Genomic DNA, 15,166 nt, shown 5'->3' with positions numbered 1-15,166 from the left:
TTAGCGTCCGCGATCCACGAATATCTTCTTGAGCAGCCGACGCGGGTCGTCGATCCGCTTCAACTCGGCTATAATCTTTTCCGCTGTATGGCCGTCGCCATAGGGATTGTCGACCCCTTTGAAATCCCGACCGACCGCGCCCCGGATCGCGGTTGCGATGGCGGTCCGATCCACCGGGCAGTCGATCACCGAAGCAGCGCGCAAACGACCGGCCTGCCGTTCCCCGATATTCACGGTTGGCTTACCGAAGCTCGGCGCTTCCAGCAGGCCGCTGGACGAGTTGCCCACGACCGCGTCGCTTTCCGCCATCAGGCTGATATATCGCTTGCTGCCCAGCGACGCGAAACACGCCACGTTTTCCCGGCTGCTCGTATAGTCCCGCAACCTGTTCGCCAATTCCCGGCCCTCGGGGTCGGCGTTCGGCATGGTGATGACGATCCCATAGTCATCGCCCAGGTCGTCCAAGGCCCCCAGGACGACATCCAATTGGTCGCGCGACGGCATCGCATCCACGGTCACGGGATGAAAGGTAAAAAGCAGCATGTGTTTGCGAAAGACGATCCCCAGATTTTCGGCCAGTTCGTCCCGGCCCATCCGCTGCATCGTCATCATGCGGTCCAGGCCGGGATCGCCATAGGCAAAGACGCTGTCGTCGGCTTCCCCCAACTGCCGCACCCGCGCCGCCGCATCCTCAGACGCGACAAAATGCAAATGCGCCATCTTCGTAATGGCATGGCGAATTGAATCGTCAAAAGCGCCATAAGTGACGTCGCCGCCGGAAACATGCGCAACCGGGATGCCGCATATCAGCGCGGTTTCCGCCGCCGCCAGAGCCTCGAACCGATCGCCGAGCAGGACGATCAAGTCCGGCTTCAACCGGTCGAAGGCATCGGCGAAACCGAGCACTCCGATCCCCATCGACTTTGCCACGGCGATCCGACTATCGCCCGACAACAACATATCGACGCGGGCATCAACCGTATACCCGTCCGCTTCGATCTCCTGAACCGTCATTCCGAATTCAGGGGAAAGATGCATGCAAGACGCGACGATGGATGTGCGGAAGAAAGGATCACGATGCGTCGCTTCGATCACAGGCTGCAATAGCCCGTAATCCGCGCGCGTTCCCGTCACGAAACAAACATGCATTGCCATACTCTCCCCACGATCAGCTTACTTCGGCGGGACGCCGCCAACGCCGCTGACTTTCGTTATCGCCCGTGGCCGCCGTGAAGACGTCCAGCTTTGGAACACCGGCATCGACTTGAAAACCCTCCGCTTCGAAAGCGGAGGTCAGGAACCGGTTCGAATCGTAAAGCCAAGTAAGAACATCCTGGCCGGCGCGTTCCGTCGACACCCAATCCAGTACCAGCCGTAGGATCGGTCGAAACGCCTGGCGCTGTGCTTCCGATGCCGCGAGGCCGACCGTGACGACGACCCCGTCTTCCGTGTCGTCGACATAGGCATATCCCACGACCGATCCACGACTTTCCGCGATCAGGATCGTGCGGTTGTTGTCCGGGCCGACCGCATGGGCGAACCAATCCGCCATGAATGTATAGTCCGGCGGTTTCACGGCACCCGACCATACGACATTGTCGACATCGCATTTCAGCCGGAAGAAGTCCTGAAAGTCCTCGGGACGGGCGACCCGCAGGCTGGGCTGCAATTCCGGCGCCGCCTGCGGTTTTGTGAACCGATAACTCAAGAACCGCTCGGTCGCACCGGTCGACAAGGCGGTATAGGTCGCGCGATCGAAGACGATCCCGCCGGTATAGAAAGGGATCAGGATCGGAGAGAACTTCGACTTGAAATGAAGCAATTGGTCGTCCGGTGCGGCGGTCCGACCGCCGCCCAGATGCATCCAACGACAACCGCGCTCCGCGAAATGCCGGAACGCCGTTTCGAGCAAGAGATAATGCGCGAAACTGTCACGCGCGGCATCGGTACCACCGGACAGGTGATAATGCGCAAACGGCCCGCCGCGCAGGAAACAGGCAACCGCACACGGTTCGCCGTCCAGACTGGCGACCCATGTCGTCGCCCAATCCGCGGAAAGAAGGCGGGTAAAATAATCGTCCGAGAAGTAATATCCGTCGAGCGCCGCATTCCGCGTCAGGCCCACATCATACAGACGGCGAAAAAGCGATCCGTCTTCGGCGCCCATCTGACGGATTTCAAGCTGCCGTTCCGCCTTGCGCAACGAATAGCGTGTCCCCTTGTTGTACCGGGCGCGGCGCTGTTCCGCCGGTTCGGTCAGATCCACCAGCACCGTCAGCCGGTCAAAACGGATTTGATCCAACGATCCCCGCAGCGCCGCCGGATTTAAAAACGGATGCAGCCGGACGAATTCCGCAACCCGTCCATGATCCGCCTGACGCTGCCGCCACATGCCGAGACCCCGCCAAAACGCCCCTTCCGAGGTCGCGACCGGCCCGCCATATCCCCATGGCGTTTCCATATCCTCATACGGTGTGCCTTCGATACTCCGCACCGCGGATACGCATCGGAAGCCGTCCACGGTCAAGGAATCGATTCCGTCGGGATAGGCATGCAACGCAGCGAAGTCTTCCCGGAAATAGACGTCCTGCATGACGTCTTCAGGGGTCGCACCATAGAGCGTTAAACCTATATGCATGCCAGGAACCTGTCCGCGATCTCGTCCATATCCTCCGGCCCGAAACGCTGGTCCAACGGAAGCGCCACCAGATCTGTCTTATAGGCATCGGCCAAGGGATGCCGCCGCCGATCGATTACCGCATCCGACCAAAGAGCCGTTGCAAAGACACGCCGATCGCGCAACCGGCCCAATAAAGCCGCCCGGTTTGTCCCGGACGGCATCAACAGCGGGAAATTGAACGGCACGCCGCCCTGCCCCGCTCGCCGATCCGGAAAGACGAAGCCGCTGTCCTTCAGGCGATCCGACAGATGTGCAGCATTCGCAATTCGTCTGCGGCGGTGTTCGACAGCGTCCAGCGCCAGGAATGCCTTGCAGTCGGTGTCGTCCATACGGCAGGCATGGGCGGGCCATCCGGCCTCAGACTGCCGCACAAAGGTCAGCGCTTCCATTTCCGGCGCTTCTTTTCCCAATGCGAACAAATGCCGCGCCCTTCTTTTCGCGGTACTCGCGTCCAATTCGACGGGTAGCGCCATGAATTTCTCAATTTCCTCGCCGGACATCGGACCGCCCAACCGTAAAATTGCCCCACCCCCCAAGGCGCAGGCCTTCCGCGGGCAGGACAGAACGGCACCACTTGTGGGAACCGCTATATCCTCATGGCCGAAGCCCGTTTGTGCCGCATCGATCACAACTGTATGACCTGCATCCGATAACAGTGCGATGTCGGCATCGCTCAGCCACGGCATGCGCCCGAACAGGGCGGGTATCAGGACAAGGCCGCGCCCGGATCGATCCCTAATCCCGTTCAGGATCGACGCCGCCGATGCCCCCACATCGAAAGCGACCGAGGCCACGCCGAGCGAATCGAAAAATGCCGGAACGGTGGGGCAGGTATAGGCGCAATGCGCGACCCAAGCGATTTCCGGTTCCTGGGCAAGAATCCAGGCAAACGCCGCACGTCCATGTGAAAAGCCAAGGTCGCGCGAGTCCCAAGAGCGCGTCTCGCGTGCAAGGGGGTCCGCGCCTTCGGGCAGTTCGCCGCCATATCGAACCCGAACAGTCATACGCCTTCGTCCCGGTTAAATCCGGGCCAGCTTCGGAGAACTCGGCAGATTGACGATCCGTGCCACGGCATCCTCCACCACCGACAAATCGTCCCGCGGGCAATCCGCAAACATGGGAAGTCGATGCATCGGAGTCCAACAGGGGCGCGTCATGAAACCGGCATCGTTCGTCGCTGTCAGCACCGCATCGCGACTTTCCCGATCCGGCAGGAATATCGTGTTGAGCCAATAATTGCTTGTCGCATCCGAAGGTTCCCACAAAACCTGAACGCCGGTATCCGCGAAGGCCCGCCGATAGTTCTCGGCAAGCCGCCTCTTTTCTTCGACAAAGCCCGGAACGCGTTCCATTTGCGCACAACCGAGCGCGGCATTCAGATTGGGCATGCGGTAATTGTAGCCGATCTCGTCATGGACGAAGTCCCAACCCGCAGGCACCCGTGCCGTCGTCGTCAGATGCTTTGCCCGCGCCGCGAGGTCGGAGTCCATGGTCAGGATCGCGCCACCGCCGCCGGTCGTCGCGATCTTATTGCCGTTGAAGCTCAATCCCGCAATTCGACCGAAGGTTCCACAATCCCGGCCTTTATACGTCGACCCCAGCGATTCCGCCGCATCTTCTACCAACGGAATTCCGAAATCGTCCGCAACCGCCTGTAGCGCATCCATATCCGCGGGCAGACCGAAGACATGCATTACCATCAATGCCGCGACGCGACGGCCCGTTTCGCGGTTGTACAGGCCGTCCGGTTTCCGGACCCCGACCCGCGCCAGATGCGCAGACAGTTTGACCGGGTCGACCGCCAACCGTTCGGGATCGGAATCGACGAAATGTGGAATCGCGCCTTGGTAGGCAACGGCATTCGCCGTGGCGATGAAGGTCAGGGACGGCACCAATACCTCGTCCCCCGCTTGCACGCCGACCAAGCGAAGACAGACATGCAATGCCGCGGTCCCGTTGACGACGGCCACAGCGCCCGCCGCCCCGGTCATCTCGCGCAGCATCGCCTCGAACCGATCGACATAGGAGCCGACGGACGACACCCAACCGCTGGTCACACAATCATCGACATATCGACGCTCCGCCTCGCCGAATTCCGGCTCGTGCAAGGCGATCGGGGCTCCTGACGGATCGCCGATCACAGATCGAACCGCCTGTTTCACAACAGACGCCCATTGCGCCGCTTCGACCGAAATGCCGTGGCTCACGGCGCCGGATGCGCTGTGACTCTTTGCGTTCATTTCGGGGTCGCAGCTCCCAGGATATGGGTGTGGGTGATCGGATGACGTTCGAGCTTTTTCAAATGGTGGAACCGTTCCCGATGCAGGTTGCATGTCTCAATGGCGTCGACCTGCCAATTCGCCCGTAACAGGATGTCCCGGACCCGTTCTAGCGTAAGCGTATTACAATGCTTATCGCGCTTGAGAAGCTGCGTCCGTGTCTTTCCATATTTCAGGATCATCGCGATATTCACCAAGGCATCCAGCAACATGATCCACTTTTCATATGCACCGCGAGACAGCCACCGCATACTGTACGCTAGGAAACGAGTGACCTTCACGCGCATGCCCGCGCCGGACCACAGATAGCTGTACTGCGTCGGGGTTGTCGAAAAGATCATCCGTCCGTTTGGCGCCATCGCGCGACGCAGCGACAGCATTAACGCGCCGATCTCGTCATCGTGCAAATGTTCGAAGATATCGAAGCAAACGGCGACATCGATGGCCGGAAGATCGTTACCCTGCCAATCGGCCAGATCCATACAACGGAACGTCGCCCCGAGAGAGTCCTGCTTTGCGAGGTCCTCGGCGATCGCAACGGCGGCTTTATCGAAATCGACACCAACGGTCCTGAACCCGTCTCGAGAGAATTCCAGCGCGAATGTCCCGACGCTACATCCGACGTCAACGACGAAAATGTCAGCGTTTTCGCGTCCACCCAAATGCGGCCGCGCATAGCTTTCCAACAAATCCTTTGCGCATTGAATGCGCTCACTCCAATGATTGTTCGCCCGATTGAGATACTTTTTCAGCATCTTTTCCTGGGATTTCGCGCCGTATTCGTAGGACGTTTCCTTCGGTACGGGCTTCGCTGCAGCATTCTTGGCCATAAGGTTTGTTCCTGCTGTATGGAGGTCGCGAATATTGTGCTCAAGTGCCGATCGTATCGATTACCGGCACCCCTCGCGCTAGGCGCGTACCGAGCTCTGCAATCGACAATTGGGGGATTCGAGGCTGTGTAATATCGTCAAATGCTGCCTTCTTTGCGTTCAAGACAGATTCGATCAGGTCGGACAGGTTTACCGAGCCATCATACCCGAAAATGGCCGCCTCGTCCTTCGACTCTGCAAGAGTGCGCTGCGCCTCCTCGGCATACATATGACGCTGCGTACCGCCATAGACCAGAACCGGACAACCGACCTGCCGCGCTTCCTGAATGGTGGTCGAAAAGAAGCTAACCAATAGATCCGCCTCCAACAGCGTTTCACTAAACGGGCGTTCGCGACCTTCGACGGTAACATGCGGTTCATCGGCGAAAAGTTCGGCCAGTTCCGCGACCCTCAACTCGCTTTTTTCCTTGCCCCGGATAGTCAGATGAACGTTGGGAACGGATTTCAACGCGTTTACGAGTTCAGTCAGACCGTCGACATACTCGTCCGACGTTTGCAGCGCCCACCAGTGACGGGTCCACCAGGAGCCGAAGGAATCAGCGACCAATACCGCACGCTTTCCGTCGGCGCGCACCGGCTTTCCTTTGCTATCGCCCGGCAGGGAAGATGCCGTGGCGACACGCCCGATGCTGACGCCGTCATCCAGGAACTGGCGTCCTGCTTCGACGCCGCGCGCATCCCAAAACAACGCAACATCGGTCATACCGGCTGGATATCGGCTTAACAGATACTGCCGCTTGAAATCCACAGCCATCGGGTCGGATGTCGGTCCCTGTGCGTTTCGACCGAGCACAACCCGTTGCCCCCCCCGTCGACCGATGCATTCCGCCGCCAGATAGTCCGATCCACGCGATACTTCCGCGGATAGAAAGGCAGTGGGATCGAGAATACCAAACAGGGTATCCAATTGCCTCTTGGCACCGGATATCCCTGACAGACTTTTCCGGAAAGCGGCGTCTGCACCATCGGCAGCCACCTGCATTTCCGAATATCCAGTCGCCGTGGCCACGCGTTTATGCATGTCCATTTCCTCTTCGGTCTGCCGACCGAAGACACGAAAGACGATAGGCGACTGCTTACGGAGAACCTTCAAGAATTGTTTGAACAGATCGGAATAGTCGCCCAATGACCCGTGGCTTCCCTCCACGACGACGACACGACCGCCTGCAGATTCGATCGCTTGGACGGCGCCCATGACATCCTTATATGCGCCCAGCACCACACGCCCTTTGGGGCTTCGCCATCGGACGACACGGGCTAGGGCCCGCTGAACCATACGGAAAAGACCAGGAAAAGGCGGTGGCGAGAAAGACTGTATCGAACCGATCCAATTCGGGCATCGTCGTGCAATCAATTCCCGTTCCAAAAGTGCGGCGGCCTCTGCGGCAGGCAGAGTGTGCCAAGTGCCGTTATGGCGAACGGTGCATGTTTCGAATGATGCCAATGTGGCATGCAATCGCAATTGGCTGAAGATCATCCTGTCGAACTGGGCCCGAACGATTTCGCGTTCGCTTTGCGGCAGAGACTGGAGTGCTTCTTCAGTGCTTTGCCGAATTTCCACCAGTTTCGGAACGACGAGGCGCTGCTCCGCATCGCCGAAATAGTCGGTCGCGGACAGAATGTCATAACCGTCGCCCCGCGCCTGTAGCGCCGCAGTCGGCGTCAGCGGCAATACCGAAAAGGACGCACCGGCGGATTGTTCCGACAAGGACCGCAATGCATCGACGTCACTGCGATCAAAAACGACAGCGCAGGACGTTATCGAGCGATCAAGCATCGCCGGCCGCCTTTAGCATTGCCGCAAATTCCGGCGATGTGGCGGATAGAGCATCGTATGTGCCTTCGGCAACGATTTTACCGGCATCCATCACAATGATCCTGTCGCAGGCACGAATGGTGGACAGCCGATGCGCCACGATGATTTGCGTAATCTTCCCCTTCAACTCCTCAATTGAATCGCGCACCGCCGCTTCGGTTTTATTGTCCAAGGCCGATGTCGCTTCGTCCAAGACCAGCATAGCGGCTTGGCGGTATAAGGCGCGCGCAATGGCAATGCGCTGTTTCTGACCGCCGGAAACACGCACCCCGCCTTCCCCTACCATCGTCTCCAAGCCGTTCGGAAGAGATGCGACGAAGGAGCCCAGCTGCGCATTTTGCACCGCATCGGCGATACGATCGTCGTCAATTTGCCGCTTCGGTACGCCGAGCGCGATATTCTGACGGATCGTGCTGTCCATCAGATAGATGCTTTGCGGAACGTAGGCGATATGACGCTGCCAACGCGGGATATCCTTATCGTCGACCGGCTTGCCGTCGACTTCCAGCCGCCCAGACTGCATCGGAAGCAACCCCAACAGGCAATCGATCAAGGTGCTCTTGCCGGCACCCGACGCCCCGACGATACCCAGGCATTCACCTTTTACAATGGTCAGGGAAACCGAATTCAAGGCCGGAACATGCGCCTCTTCATAGATCACGGATACGTCGCGTAACGCCACCTCCCGCTGGAAGTCGATGGCTTTGACATCCGTCGTGTCGGCCACGTCCGGCAGCGATTTCACGGATTCCAACGTCTCGATCATACTCGCGAGAACGGCCTGATTGAAGTTGATCCCACCAAGCGACGAGACGAGACGGTGGACAATCGGCAGCAGGCGATAGGTCGCAAAGACGAAGGACCCAAGGACCCCGACGGAAATAGGATAATTGAAAGAATCCGTAGTATAGGCCAACGCGACCAATCCGATCACCAGTATCGCAAGGGATTCAAGAAAGAACCGCGGGATGTCCTTCAAAATCATGAATCGGATCACGAGATGCGCGTATTTGGACGCCGCGCCATAGAACATGTTCACGAAAACGTTTTCGCATCCGAGAACCTTGATTTCCTTGATGCCGGAAAATGCTTCGTTTGTGATGCGGTACATTTTTTCGAGTTCCGCACGCGATAAGGCCCCCATTGCCCGGAACCGCTTTTTGAACAAAAGGAACGTCAAGGCACCGAAGCCGCCAAACATCGCGGTCACCACCATGGTTACCCAAATGTCGACGTAAAGCAGAACGGCGAAGATTCCGCTGATCAGGATTGCATCCGTGATCAGCATGATCCACGAAAACACGTAACCGCTGACAAACTCATTGGTTTCGCTGAGAATCGTTTTCGACATCATCGCGGAATTGTTGGAAATAAAATACGTGTAAGGCTGAGACATCGCGGCCTTGATCAGACGGGCGGACAAATCCCGTTTCGTTTGGTGCAGAAACCGCAATCGATACCAAAGAATGATCGCCCCGAAGAAATTTCGCAGCAAAATGAAAGCTAAAAAGGAAACGAGAACGAACAAGAATTTAGTCTGTGCATCCTCAATACCGAACAAACCGGTAACTGTGTCCAGATAAGGCATCGTATCGATCTTGTCCCGATTGATCGCAAGATCGACCACCACCCCAACGCCACCGATCCCCGCCAACTCGAGGCAGGCGAACATAAGGGTCAGCAGCGACAAGACGACAACGCGCCATCTTTCCGACCGGTTAAACAGAACGAAAAGCTTATGGGACATATCTCAACGTAACTTTCGACGATTTTGCTGAACGTTTTTTCAGGCTTCGTATTTTATTTTGATTTTGGGCGCGACCGTCCTCCGCAAACTGGTCCATGTCAGACCTACGGAACCGACTTAGTTCAATAATCCGGCAAACATCCGTCCGCGCGACACCCGATAGACCGCGATCAGGATTTGGTCCCTTCCGCCTGACGCCGAAGACGATCGCCGGCGGCATCCAGGTCCTTCGGTTGGCCTACATCCGACCAATATTCGTGGACCGGAAACACCGACAGACGACAGCCGCTCGCCGTCGCCAGTTCCAGTAGTTCCGGGACATCCATGCGCCGCCCTTTCGGAACCATCCCCACGATCACCGGGTCCAGATAATAGATTCCGGCAGAGACCAGATGGTAGTAGGTCGGCTTTTCGTCGATCCCTTGGAGAATATCGGAGTCGTCGAACCGCAGGACGCCGTAAGGAACCTGATATTCGAAGCGATGCGCCGCGATGGTGCCGTCACAATCGACACGCGCGTGATGTTCCACCATCGCGCCGAAATCAACGTCGGTCAGGACGTCCGCATTCATCACGAGGATCGGTTCTATCGTCGGTTTACCAATCAGGGAAAGGCTGCCCGCCGTGCCCAGCGGTTCGGTTTCGCGAACCAGTTCGATATCGCAATTGTTGTTCCGCTTCGTGACGAAATCCTGAATCTGCTCCGCCAAGTAGTGAACGGAAATTTCCACCTTCTGGATTCCATATTCCTCCAGGCGGGCGAGGATATGTTCCAGGATGGGCTTTCCCCCGACAGGCAGAAGCGGCTTCGGCGTCGTTTTTGTGCGCTCGCCGAGACGCGTACCAAACCCGCCCGCCATGATAAGCGCCCGCTCGACACGGCGTGGGCCGATATGTTCCACAATGACATGGTCAAGCACGCCACGCGCGTCGCATATGGGTAGAAACCGGCGACCATGCAGTAATTCCGCATTCCGAACCGTATCGCCGATACGTCCTACCACCGGCGGGGTATGCATGCATTTCCGAACGGAATCCTCCAGTCGCAAACCCCGGGCGAAGCCGCGGCGAATATCGCCATCGGTAATGGACCCAACGACTTTGCCGCCCGTATCGACGACAATTTGGAACAGCAGCGGCGTCGATCCGTCGACCCGCCGAATTGCATCTCGGATCGTGCTGTCCGCCGCGCAGATCAAAAAGGCGCAATCATTGACGCGTTTCACACACTTCTCCCATTAGTCCTGATCGTCACCGCGCGCGCCGGGAAGCGGCCATAACGCGATGGAGTGCCGCGCCGCAACGGCGGTCGCGACGTCAAAATCTATCTCATCGTCCAGATCGACAGCATGTTCGAACGGCACTTCTACAATTTGAACTGGCGCGGCATAGACGGCTTGGTGCGCCCGTAGCGCGGCCGTCCGAATGGCCCAAACAGAACCCGCCGGAAGGAACAGCGCCTCGTTCCCTTGGGTAAGCTGTTCCTTGCCGATCAAATCCCCGCCCAAGAACCGAACCGCCGCCCCGTCCGGACCGCGCCGAAACATCCATGTCGGCTGCTCCTTTACCGGCCTGACCGCAAACACGCAGTTCGCGTCCGACGACGCCAAGGTCTCGACACATCGGTCAATGTCTTCCGGCTGGGTAAACGGCGCGGCGGATTGCAACAGGACCACCGTATCGTAACGCCCCCCGACTTCCTCCGCCCTACCCAGCGCATGCAGCAAAACCGCGTCGTTCCGCACCGTATCCTCGGCCAATTCGACCGGCCGTAAAAACGGAACCTCCGCCCCGTATCGGCGGGCAATCTCAGCGATCTCGGCATCCTCGGTCGACACGATCACGCGGTCGAGGCGACTGTTCAAAGCCGCCCGAACCATCCATGCGATGACTGGATGGCCGGCGACCTCACGCAGAATCTTACGCGGTACCCGCTTCGAGCCGCCGCGCGCCACGATGACGCCGAGACTGCCGTTTTTGGTCGTCACGGTCAGGATACCTGAACCTTCAGCTTCCATTCGCCGTCGACCTCTTCCCAAACGTTGGAGATCGCGCGATAGGCATTGATCACTTCCCAGAACTGCTCGTCCGTGATGCCCAGATATTCTTTGAAGTGTTCGTAATGCTCTGCCGGGAACTCACCGTCGAAACGGTGCACAAGGGACACGGCCTCGTCGCGCGTCAAATGTCCGCGATAGATATCGGTCATGCAGTCGCGGGTCGTCCGTCCAAGTCCGAATTTGATGAAAGCCAGGTAATAGTGGAACCCGTCGACCTTATCGTCGAGGCTGGAATGCCGCGTATACGTTCCTTCCGAACGCCCGACATTGTTCGGCACGAACCCGGTATGCGTAGAGGCGTAGTAGAAATTTTCCTGCGGAATCCATTTTTGATAATAGGACATCCAGTGCATTTCCAAACCGGCGTCCTTAATCAAGTCCGGATGCGGCGGCTTATACCACCACAATGACTTCGGGGAGACTTCGTCCGGCGAGAAGATACCCCGCTCAATACCGACTTTCATCAATTCGTCGACGGAAGTTCCTTTGAAATACTGCGCCTCCCAGTCGTCGGGGCCCTCTTTGGGTACGTATTTGTACTTTTCCGAACCGCCATATTCGACTTCACCGTTTTCGCCGTAGAACATCAGCTTGATGTCATGCTGAAGGGCGACGTGATAGGCGTAAGCCTTTTGGCCGAAGATAAACGGCAGAAACGGATCGCCGATCAGTTCGAAAGCCAAACGGCAGAGCTTTCTGTGCACGGCACCGTCCGGCATGGCCATGATGTTCGGGAACCCGGTGCGCACGAAGGCCTGAAGATTGTACCATCCGATATCGGTATGTTCGAACGGGGCCCAGGTCACACACAGCGGGTGCATCCCATACCGCGTTTTGAGCTGGTGGGCGACGAAAGCGCTGTCTTTCCCACCGCTGCCCGGAACGACGACATCGTAGGAGCCGTCCTTACTGCGATGACGGTCGCAAAGTTCCTGAAGTTCACGTTCGCGCGCCGCCCAGTCTATGACATGGTCTTTCTCATAGGCGTATTCGCAAGCGGAGCACACACCCTGTTCGTTGAAGCGGATGCGCGGTCTTTGGTTCGACGTCACACAATTCTTGCAATACACGACCTCCTTCGGCAGGTCGGGCATTTGTTTGTCGAGGTTCAATGCCATTTCTTCGGCTCCTCAGATATCGTTCTTTTGTGCGGTTTCGTCGATCAACCGAACGAAATTGCGGAACACCGCTTGCCCCGCTTCCGCGCTGAGTTCCGGGTGGAACTGCACGCCGTGAACATTGGCGGAGCGATACGCCGCACAAAAGCAATCGCCCATATAATCGGTTTCGGCGACCCGGTCTTCCGGGCGGGCCGGGTCGACTACGTAGGAATGCAAGAAATACATTTGACGTCCTTGCAAACCGTCCAACACGGTTTCCCGCCAATCATCCGCGACCGGCATGATTTCGTTCCAGGCGATTTGCGGAATCTTCGAATGTTCCTGGGGCGGTGCCAACCGTCGGACCCGGCCGGGAATAATGCTCAATCCGCGGTGATGTCCGCCTTCCTCGCCTTCATCGGCCAACAATTGCATGCCGAGGCATATCGCAAGAACCGGGCGGCCAGAGTCGACAAACCGCCGGATCGCCGCCGATGCCCCGGTTTCCATCAGCGATTCCATGGCGGGCCCAAAGGCGCCGACGCCGGGCATCAGCACCCCGTCCGCCTGCTCGATCACGGCAGGATCGGACGTAATCACCGGCGATAGGCCGCACCGCTTCAAGCTCCGTTCCAGGCTGTGGGTATTGCCGACGCGATAGTCGACGATAACGACGTTTTTGCTTTGGGTCATGCCGCGGCTCCCGAATTGACGAGGCGCGTCCCGATCCCGGCGGCGGACAGGGCGGCTTTCACATCCGACAGATGACACGGCGTTACCGGTACATCGCGGAAGCCGCCGTATCCACCGTTCAGGAAATCGATATTGCCGGCATCGACAGGTGCGCCAATCCGCAACGACTTTTCATCCCATTGCAGGTATTTTTTGTCGATCGGCGCCCACTGGGCATAATGAAAGACGGACGCGGCCGCGACGGCATCGGCCCCGGCCTGCGCGGCATCGACAAAATGCTCCACCGTACCGACACCGCCACCGACGATCAGCGGGACGGGAACGTAACGCTGCAAACGCCGGACGAAATCCAAATCGGCACCCAGCCCCAACCCGTCACGGTCGATCGCGGTGATCATGATTTCACCGACTCCCTTTTCAAGGACGGATCCGATCCAGTCTTCCGCGTCCATCGGGTGCGGTTCTCGCCCGTATTCCGACCGGATTTCCCGACGGCCGCCAAACTGTTGATGATATTCGACGGAGGCTACGATGCATTGCGTTCCGAACACTTCCGATGCCTGGCGCAACAGGTCGGGATCGTGCAATGCCGCCGTGTTGATGGCCACCTTATCGGCGCCTGCCCGCAGGACCTTTCGAATCTCATCGATGGTCCGCAATCCGCCCGCGACGGTCAGCGGCACACTGATGCGGTCTGCGACTTCCGCAATGACGGAAAGTCCGGCCGGGCGATGCAGCAGGCTGGCAAACGTATCGTAAAGAATAATTTCGTCGGCGCCGGCAGCCGAATAGGTTTCCGCGAAATCTTTGGGAAGCCCCAGGGCCCGCTGGCCGTCGAAGCAAATGCCCTTCACGACATTCGGTCCCTTGATATCCAGACGAGGGATAACCCTGACCCGGCGACCGACCGTATTTGCCGATGTTGTCATACCGTTTCCTTGCCTTTTATTCGCTATAGGGCCTGTGCCCGTATATGGCGGCGACGAGGCGCATCGTACGGATGGCTTCCGCCATCGGCACCAAGGCGGTTTCGTCTCCGGTTGCGGCGCGGACCGCCTCGTCGGCCATCAGCCTGAGCCCCGGTTTGAAATCCGTGTCGCGCGAATCCGCATCGACTGCGACCAGTCGCCGCTGACCGGCATCCTGATAGGCGGCCTGTTCCAGCGGCCGCATCTCCCAACGCCGGGCCGGGGTCGACACCGACACGGCCCAAGGCCCCGGACCATTCCAGATCGCCTCATAAAGACCGCGGTCGCCGCTGGAGAATTCGACAGATGCCGCGACGACACCCGGCGAATCCGCCTCCCAGGAAAAAATCGGGGTGACCGACACAACCGCGCCGCGCCCGAAGGTCAGCAAGTAGTCCACCAGATGAATCGAATTGGCGTACATATAATTGCGAACCACGACCTCCGGTTTGCCGGAGTCACGCGCTTCCGCGTAGCTCTGCTGATCCTGAACTTTGATAAAGCGTAGTTCGTCACGGCTGTCCACGTCCGCCATGCAGGACAAGGTACTGCCCATAAGGCGGCGGTTCATCGCCACGTAAAGACGCGCCGACCCTTTTTCCATGAAGGCGGCAATCTCATCGGCCTCGTCCACGTTAACGCCAAGCGGCTTTTCGGCCATTATCGTCCAGTCGAACGGCGCAGCCTCCGCCAAGATGGATTTCAACGCCACCTCGTCGACAGCGACAACAAGGATATCCGGCCTAGCCTGCTCGTAGAGCGCGGTAATCGTTTCGAACATCGCCGGGATACCATTGGCTTCCGCAAATTGCCGGGCCCGATCGGCACTTCGCCCGACGACCCCGACAAGTTGCACACCGTCGATATCCGAAAACGCTTTTGCATGTTCCGACGCCATGTAGCCGGCGCCGGCAAAGGCAACTTTCATAGAAC

The 15,166-nt window shown here is 58.4% G+C and carries 13 protein-coding genes; all 13 read right to left on the bottom strand.

From position 1 onward, the window contains the following. The gene (gene neuC / locus HH303_RS13915) at nucleotides 1-1,149 is read right to left on the bottom strand and encodes a UDP-N-acetylglucosamine 2-epimerase (protein WP_227421830.1); all 1,149 of its coding nucleotides are present in this window, start codon (nucleotides 1,147-1,149) and stop codon (nucleotides 1-3) included. Nucleotides 1,150-1,168: 19 nt separating this feature from the next. Further along, nucleotides 1,169-2,638: a GNAT family N-acetyltransferase gene (locus HH303_RS13910; protein WP_169625974.1), complete on the bottom strand. Its 1,470-nt coding sequence runs from the start codon at nucleotides 2,636-2,638 to the stop codon at nucleotides 1,169-1,171. Further along, complete coding sequence (locus HH303_RS13905) at nucleotides 2,629-3,684, bottom strand: aspartate aminotransferase family protein (RefSeq protein ID WP_169625973.1); 1,056 nt, start codon at nucleotides 3,682-3,684, stop codon at nucleotides 2,629-2,631. Before HH303_RS13905 ends, HH303_RS13910 begins: the two co-directional genes overlap by 10 nt. A 15-nt stretch (nucleotides 3,685-3,699) precedes the next feature. After that, complete coding sequence (locus HH303_RS13900; RefSeq protein ID WP_169625972.1) at nucleotides 3,700-4,920, bottom strand: LegC family aminotransferase; 1,221 nt, start codon at nucleotides 4,918-4,920, stop codon at nucleotides 3,700-3,702. After that, entirely contained in the window at nucleotides 4,917-5,789 is an 873-nt protein-coding gene (locus HH303_RS13895; RefSeq protein WP_169625971.1) for a class I SAM-dependent methyltransferase, read from the bottom strand. The genes HH303_RS13900 and HH303_RS13895 overlap by 4 nt, the downstream gene beginning before the upstream one ends. A gap of 40 nt (nucleotides 5,790-5,829) precedes the next feature. Further along, nucleotides 5,830-7,626: a hypothetical protein gene (locus tag HH303_RS13890; RefSeq protein WP_169625970.1), complete on the bottom strand. Its 1,797-nt coding sequence runs from the start codon at nucleotides 7,624-7,626 to the stop codon at nucleotides 5,830-5,832. Then, nucleotides 7,619-9,412: an ABC transporter ATP-binding protein gene (locus HH303_RS13885; protein WP_169625969.1), complete on the bottom strand. Its 1,794-nt coding sequence runs from the start codon at nucleotides 9,410-9,412 to the stop codon at nucleotides 7,619-7,621. Before HH303_RS13885 ends, HH303_RS13890 begins: the two co-directional genes overlap by 8 nt. Nucleotides 9,413-9,582: 170 nt before the next feature. Then, nucleotides 9,583-10,638, bottom strand: a complete 1,056-nt coding sequence (locus tag HH303_RS13880; RefSeq protein ID WP_169625968.1) for a nucleotidyltransferase family protein — start codon at nucleotides 10,636-10,638, stop codon at nucleotides 9,583-9,585. Between the two features lie 12 nt (nucleotides 10,639-10,650). Next, nucleotides 10,651-11,430: an acylneuraminate cytidylyltransferase family protein gene (locus HH303_RS13875; RefSeq protein WP_169625967.1), complete on the bottom strand. Its 780-nt coding sequence runs from the start codon at nucleotides 11,428-11,430 to the stop codon at nucleotides 10,651-10,653. Next, entirely contained in the window at nucleotides 11,403-12,590 is a 1,188-nt protein-coding gene (locus HH303_RS13870) for an N-acetyl sugar amidotransferase (RefSeq protein ID WP_169625966.1), read from the bottom strand. Before HH303_RS13870 ends, HH303_RS13875 begins: the two co-directional genes overlap by 28 nt. A gap of 12 nt (nucleotides 12,591-12,602) precedes the next feature. After that, the gene (hisH, locus tag HH303_RS13865) at nucleotides 12,603-13,265 is read right to left on the bottom strand and encodes an imidazole glycerol phosphate synthase subunit HisH (RefSeq protein WP_169625965.1); all 663 of its coding nucleotides are present in this window, start codon (nucleotides 13,263-13,265) and stop codon (nucleotides 12,603-12,605) included. Then, nucleotides 13,262-14,194 (bottom strand): imidazole glycerol phosphate synthase subunit HisF, encoded by a 933-nt coding sequence (hisF, locus tag HH303_RS13860; protein ID WP_169625964.1) that lies wholly within the window; start codon nucleotides 14,192-14,194, stop codon nucleotides 13,262-13,264. Before hisF ends, hisH begins: the two co-directional genes overlap by 4 nt. A 16-nt stretch (nucleotides 14,195-14,210) precedes the next feature. Further along, on the bottom strand, nucleotides 14,211-15,161 hold the full coding sequence (locus HH303_RS13855) for a Gfo/Idh/MocA family protein (protein ID WP_169625963.1): 951 nt from the start codon (nucleotides 15,159-15,161) through the stop codon (nucleotides 14,211-14,213). Nucleotides 15,162-15,166: the final 5 nt, after the last annotated feature.

The sequence above is a fragment of the Pacificispira spongiicola genome, assembly GCF_012926505.1.
Classification (GTDB): Bacteria; Pseudomonadota; Alphaproteobacteria; order UBA8366; family Aestuariispiraceae; genus Pacificispira; species Pacificispira spongiicola.
This window is presented reverse-complemented; position numbering and strand designations above follow the sequence as displayed.

What these genes read in the sequence shown, in the direction of transcription:
- HH303_RS13895 (WP_169625971.1), bottom strand. Translation starts at nt 5,789, where the DNA reads ATGGCCAAGAATGCTGCAGCGAAGCCCGTACCGAAGGAAACGTCCTAC.
- hisF (WP_169625964.1), bottom strand. Translation starts at nt 14,194, where the DNA reads ATGACAACATCGGCAAATACGGTCGGTCGCCGGGTCAGGGTTATCCCT.
- hisH (WP_169625965.1), bottom strand. Translation starts at nt 13,265, where the DNA reads ATGACCCAAAGCAAAAACGTCGTTATCGTCGACTATCGCGTCGGCAAT.
- HH303_RS13900 (WP_169625972.1), bottom strand. Translation starts at nt 4,920, where the DNA reads ATGAACGCAAAGAGTCACAGCGCATCCGGCGCCGTGAGCCACGGCATT.
- HH303_RS13875 (WP_169625967.1), bottom strand. Translation starts at nt 11,430, where the DNA reads ATGGAAGCTGAAGGTTCAGGTATCCTGACCGTGACGACCAAAAACGGC.
- HH303_RS13910 (WP_169625974.1), bottom strand. Translation starts at nt 2,638, where the DNA reads ATGCATATAGGTTTAACGCTCTATGGTGCGACCCCTGAAGACGTCATG.
- HH303_RS13870 (WP_169625966.1), bottom strand. Translation starts at nt 12,590, where the DNA reads ATGGCATTGAACCTCGACAAACAAATGCCCGACCTGCCGAAGGAGGTC.
- HH303_RS13905 (WP_169625973.1), bottom strand. Translation starts at nt 3,684, where the DNA reads ATGACTGTTCGGGTTCGATATGGCGGCGAACTGCCCGAAGGCGCGGAC.
- neuC (WP_227421830.1), bottom strand. Translation starts at nt 1,149, where the DNA reads ATGCATGTTTGTTTCGTGACGGGAACGCGCGCGGATTACGGGCTATTG.
- HH303_RS13885 (WP_169625969.1), bottom strand. Translation starts at nt 9,412, where the DNA reads ATGTCCCATAAGCTTTTCGTTCTGTTTAACCGGTCGGAAAGATGGCGC.
- HH303_RS13890 (WP_169625970.1), bottom strand. Translation starts at nt 7,626, where the DNA reads ATGCTTGATCGCTCGATAACGTCCTGCGCTGTCGTTTTTGATCGCAGT.
- HH303_RS13855 (WP_169625963.1), bottom strand. Translation starts at nt 15,161, where the DNA reads ATGAAAGTTGCCTTTGCCGGCGCCGGCTACATGGCGTCGGAACATGCA.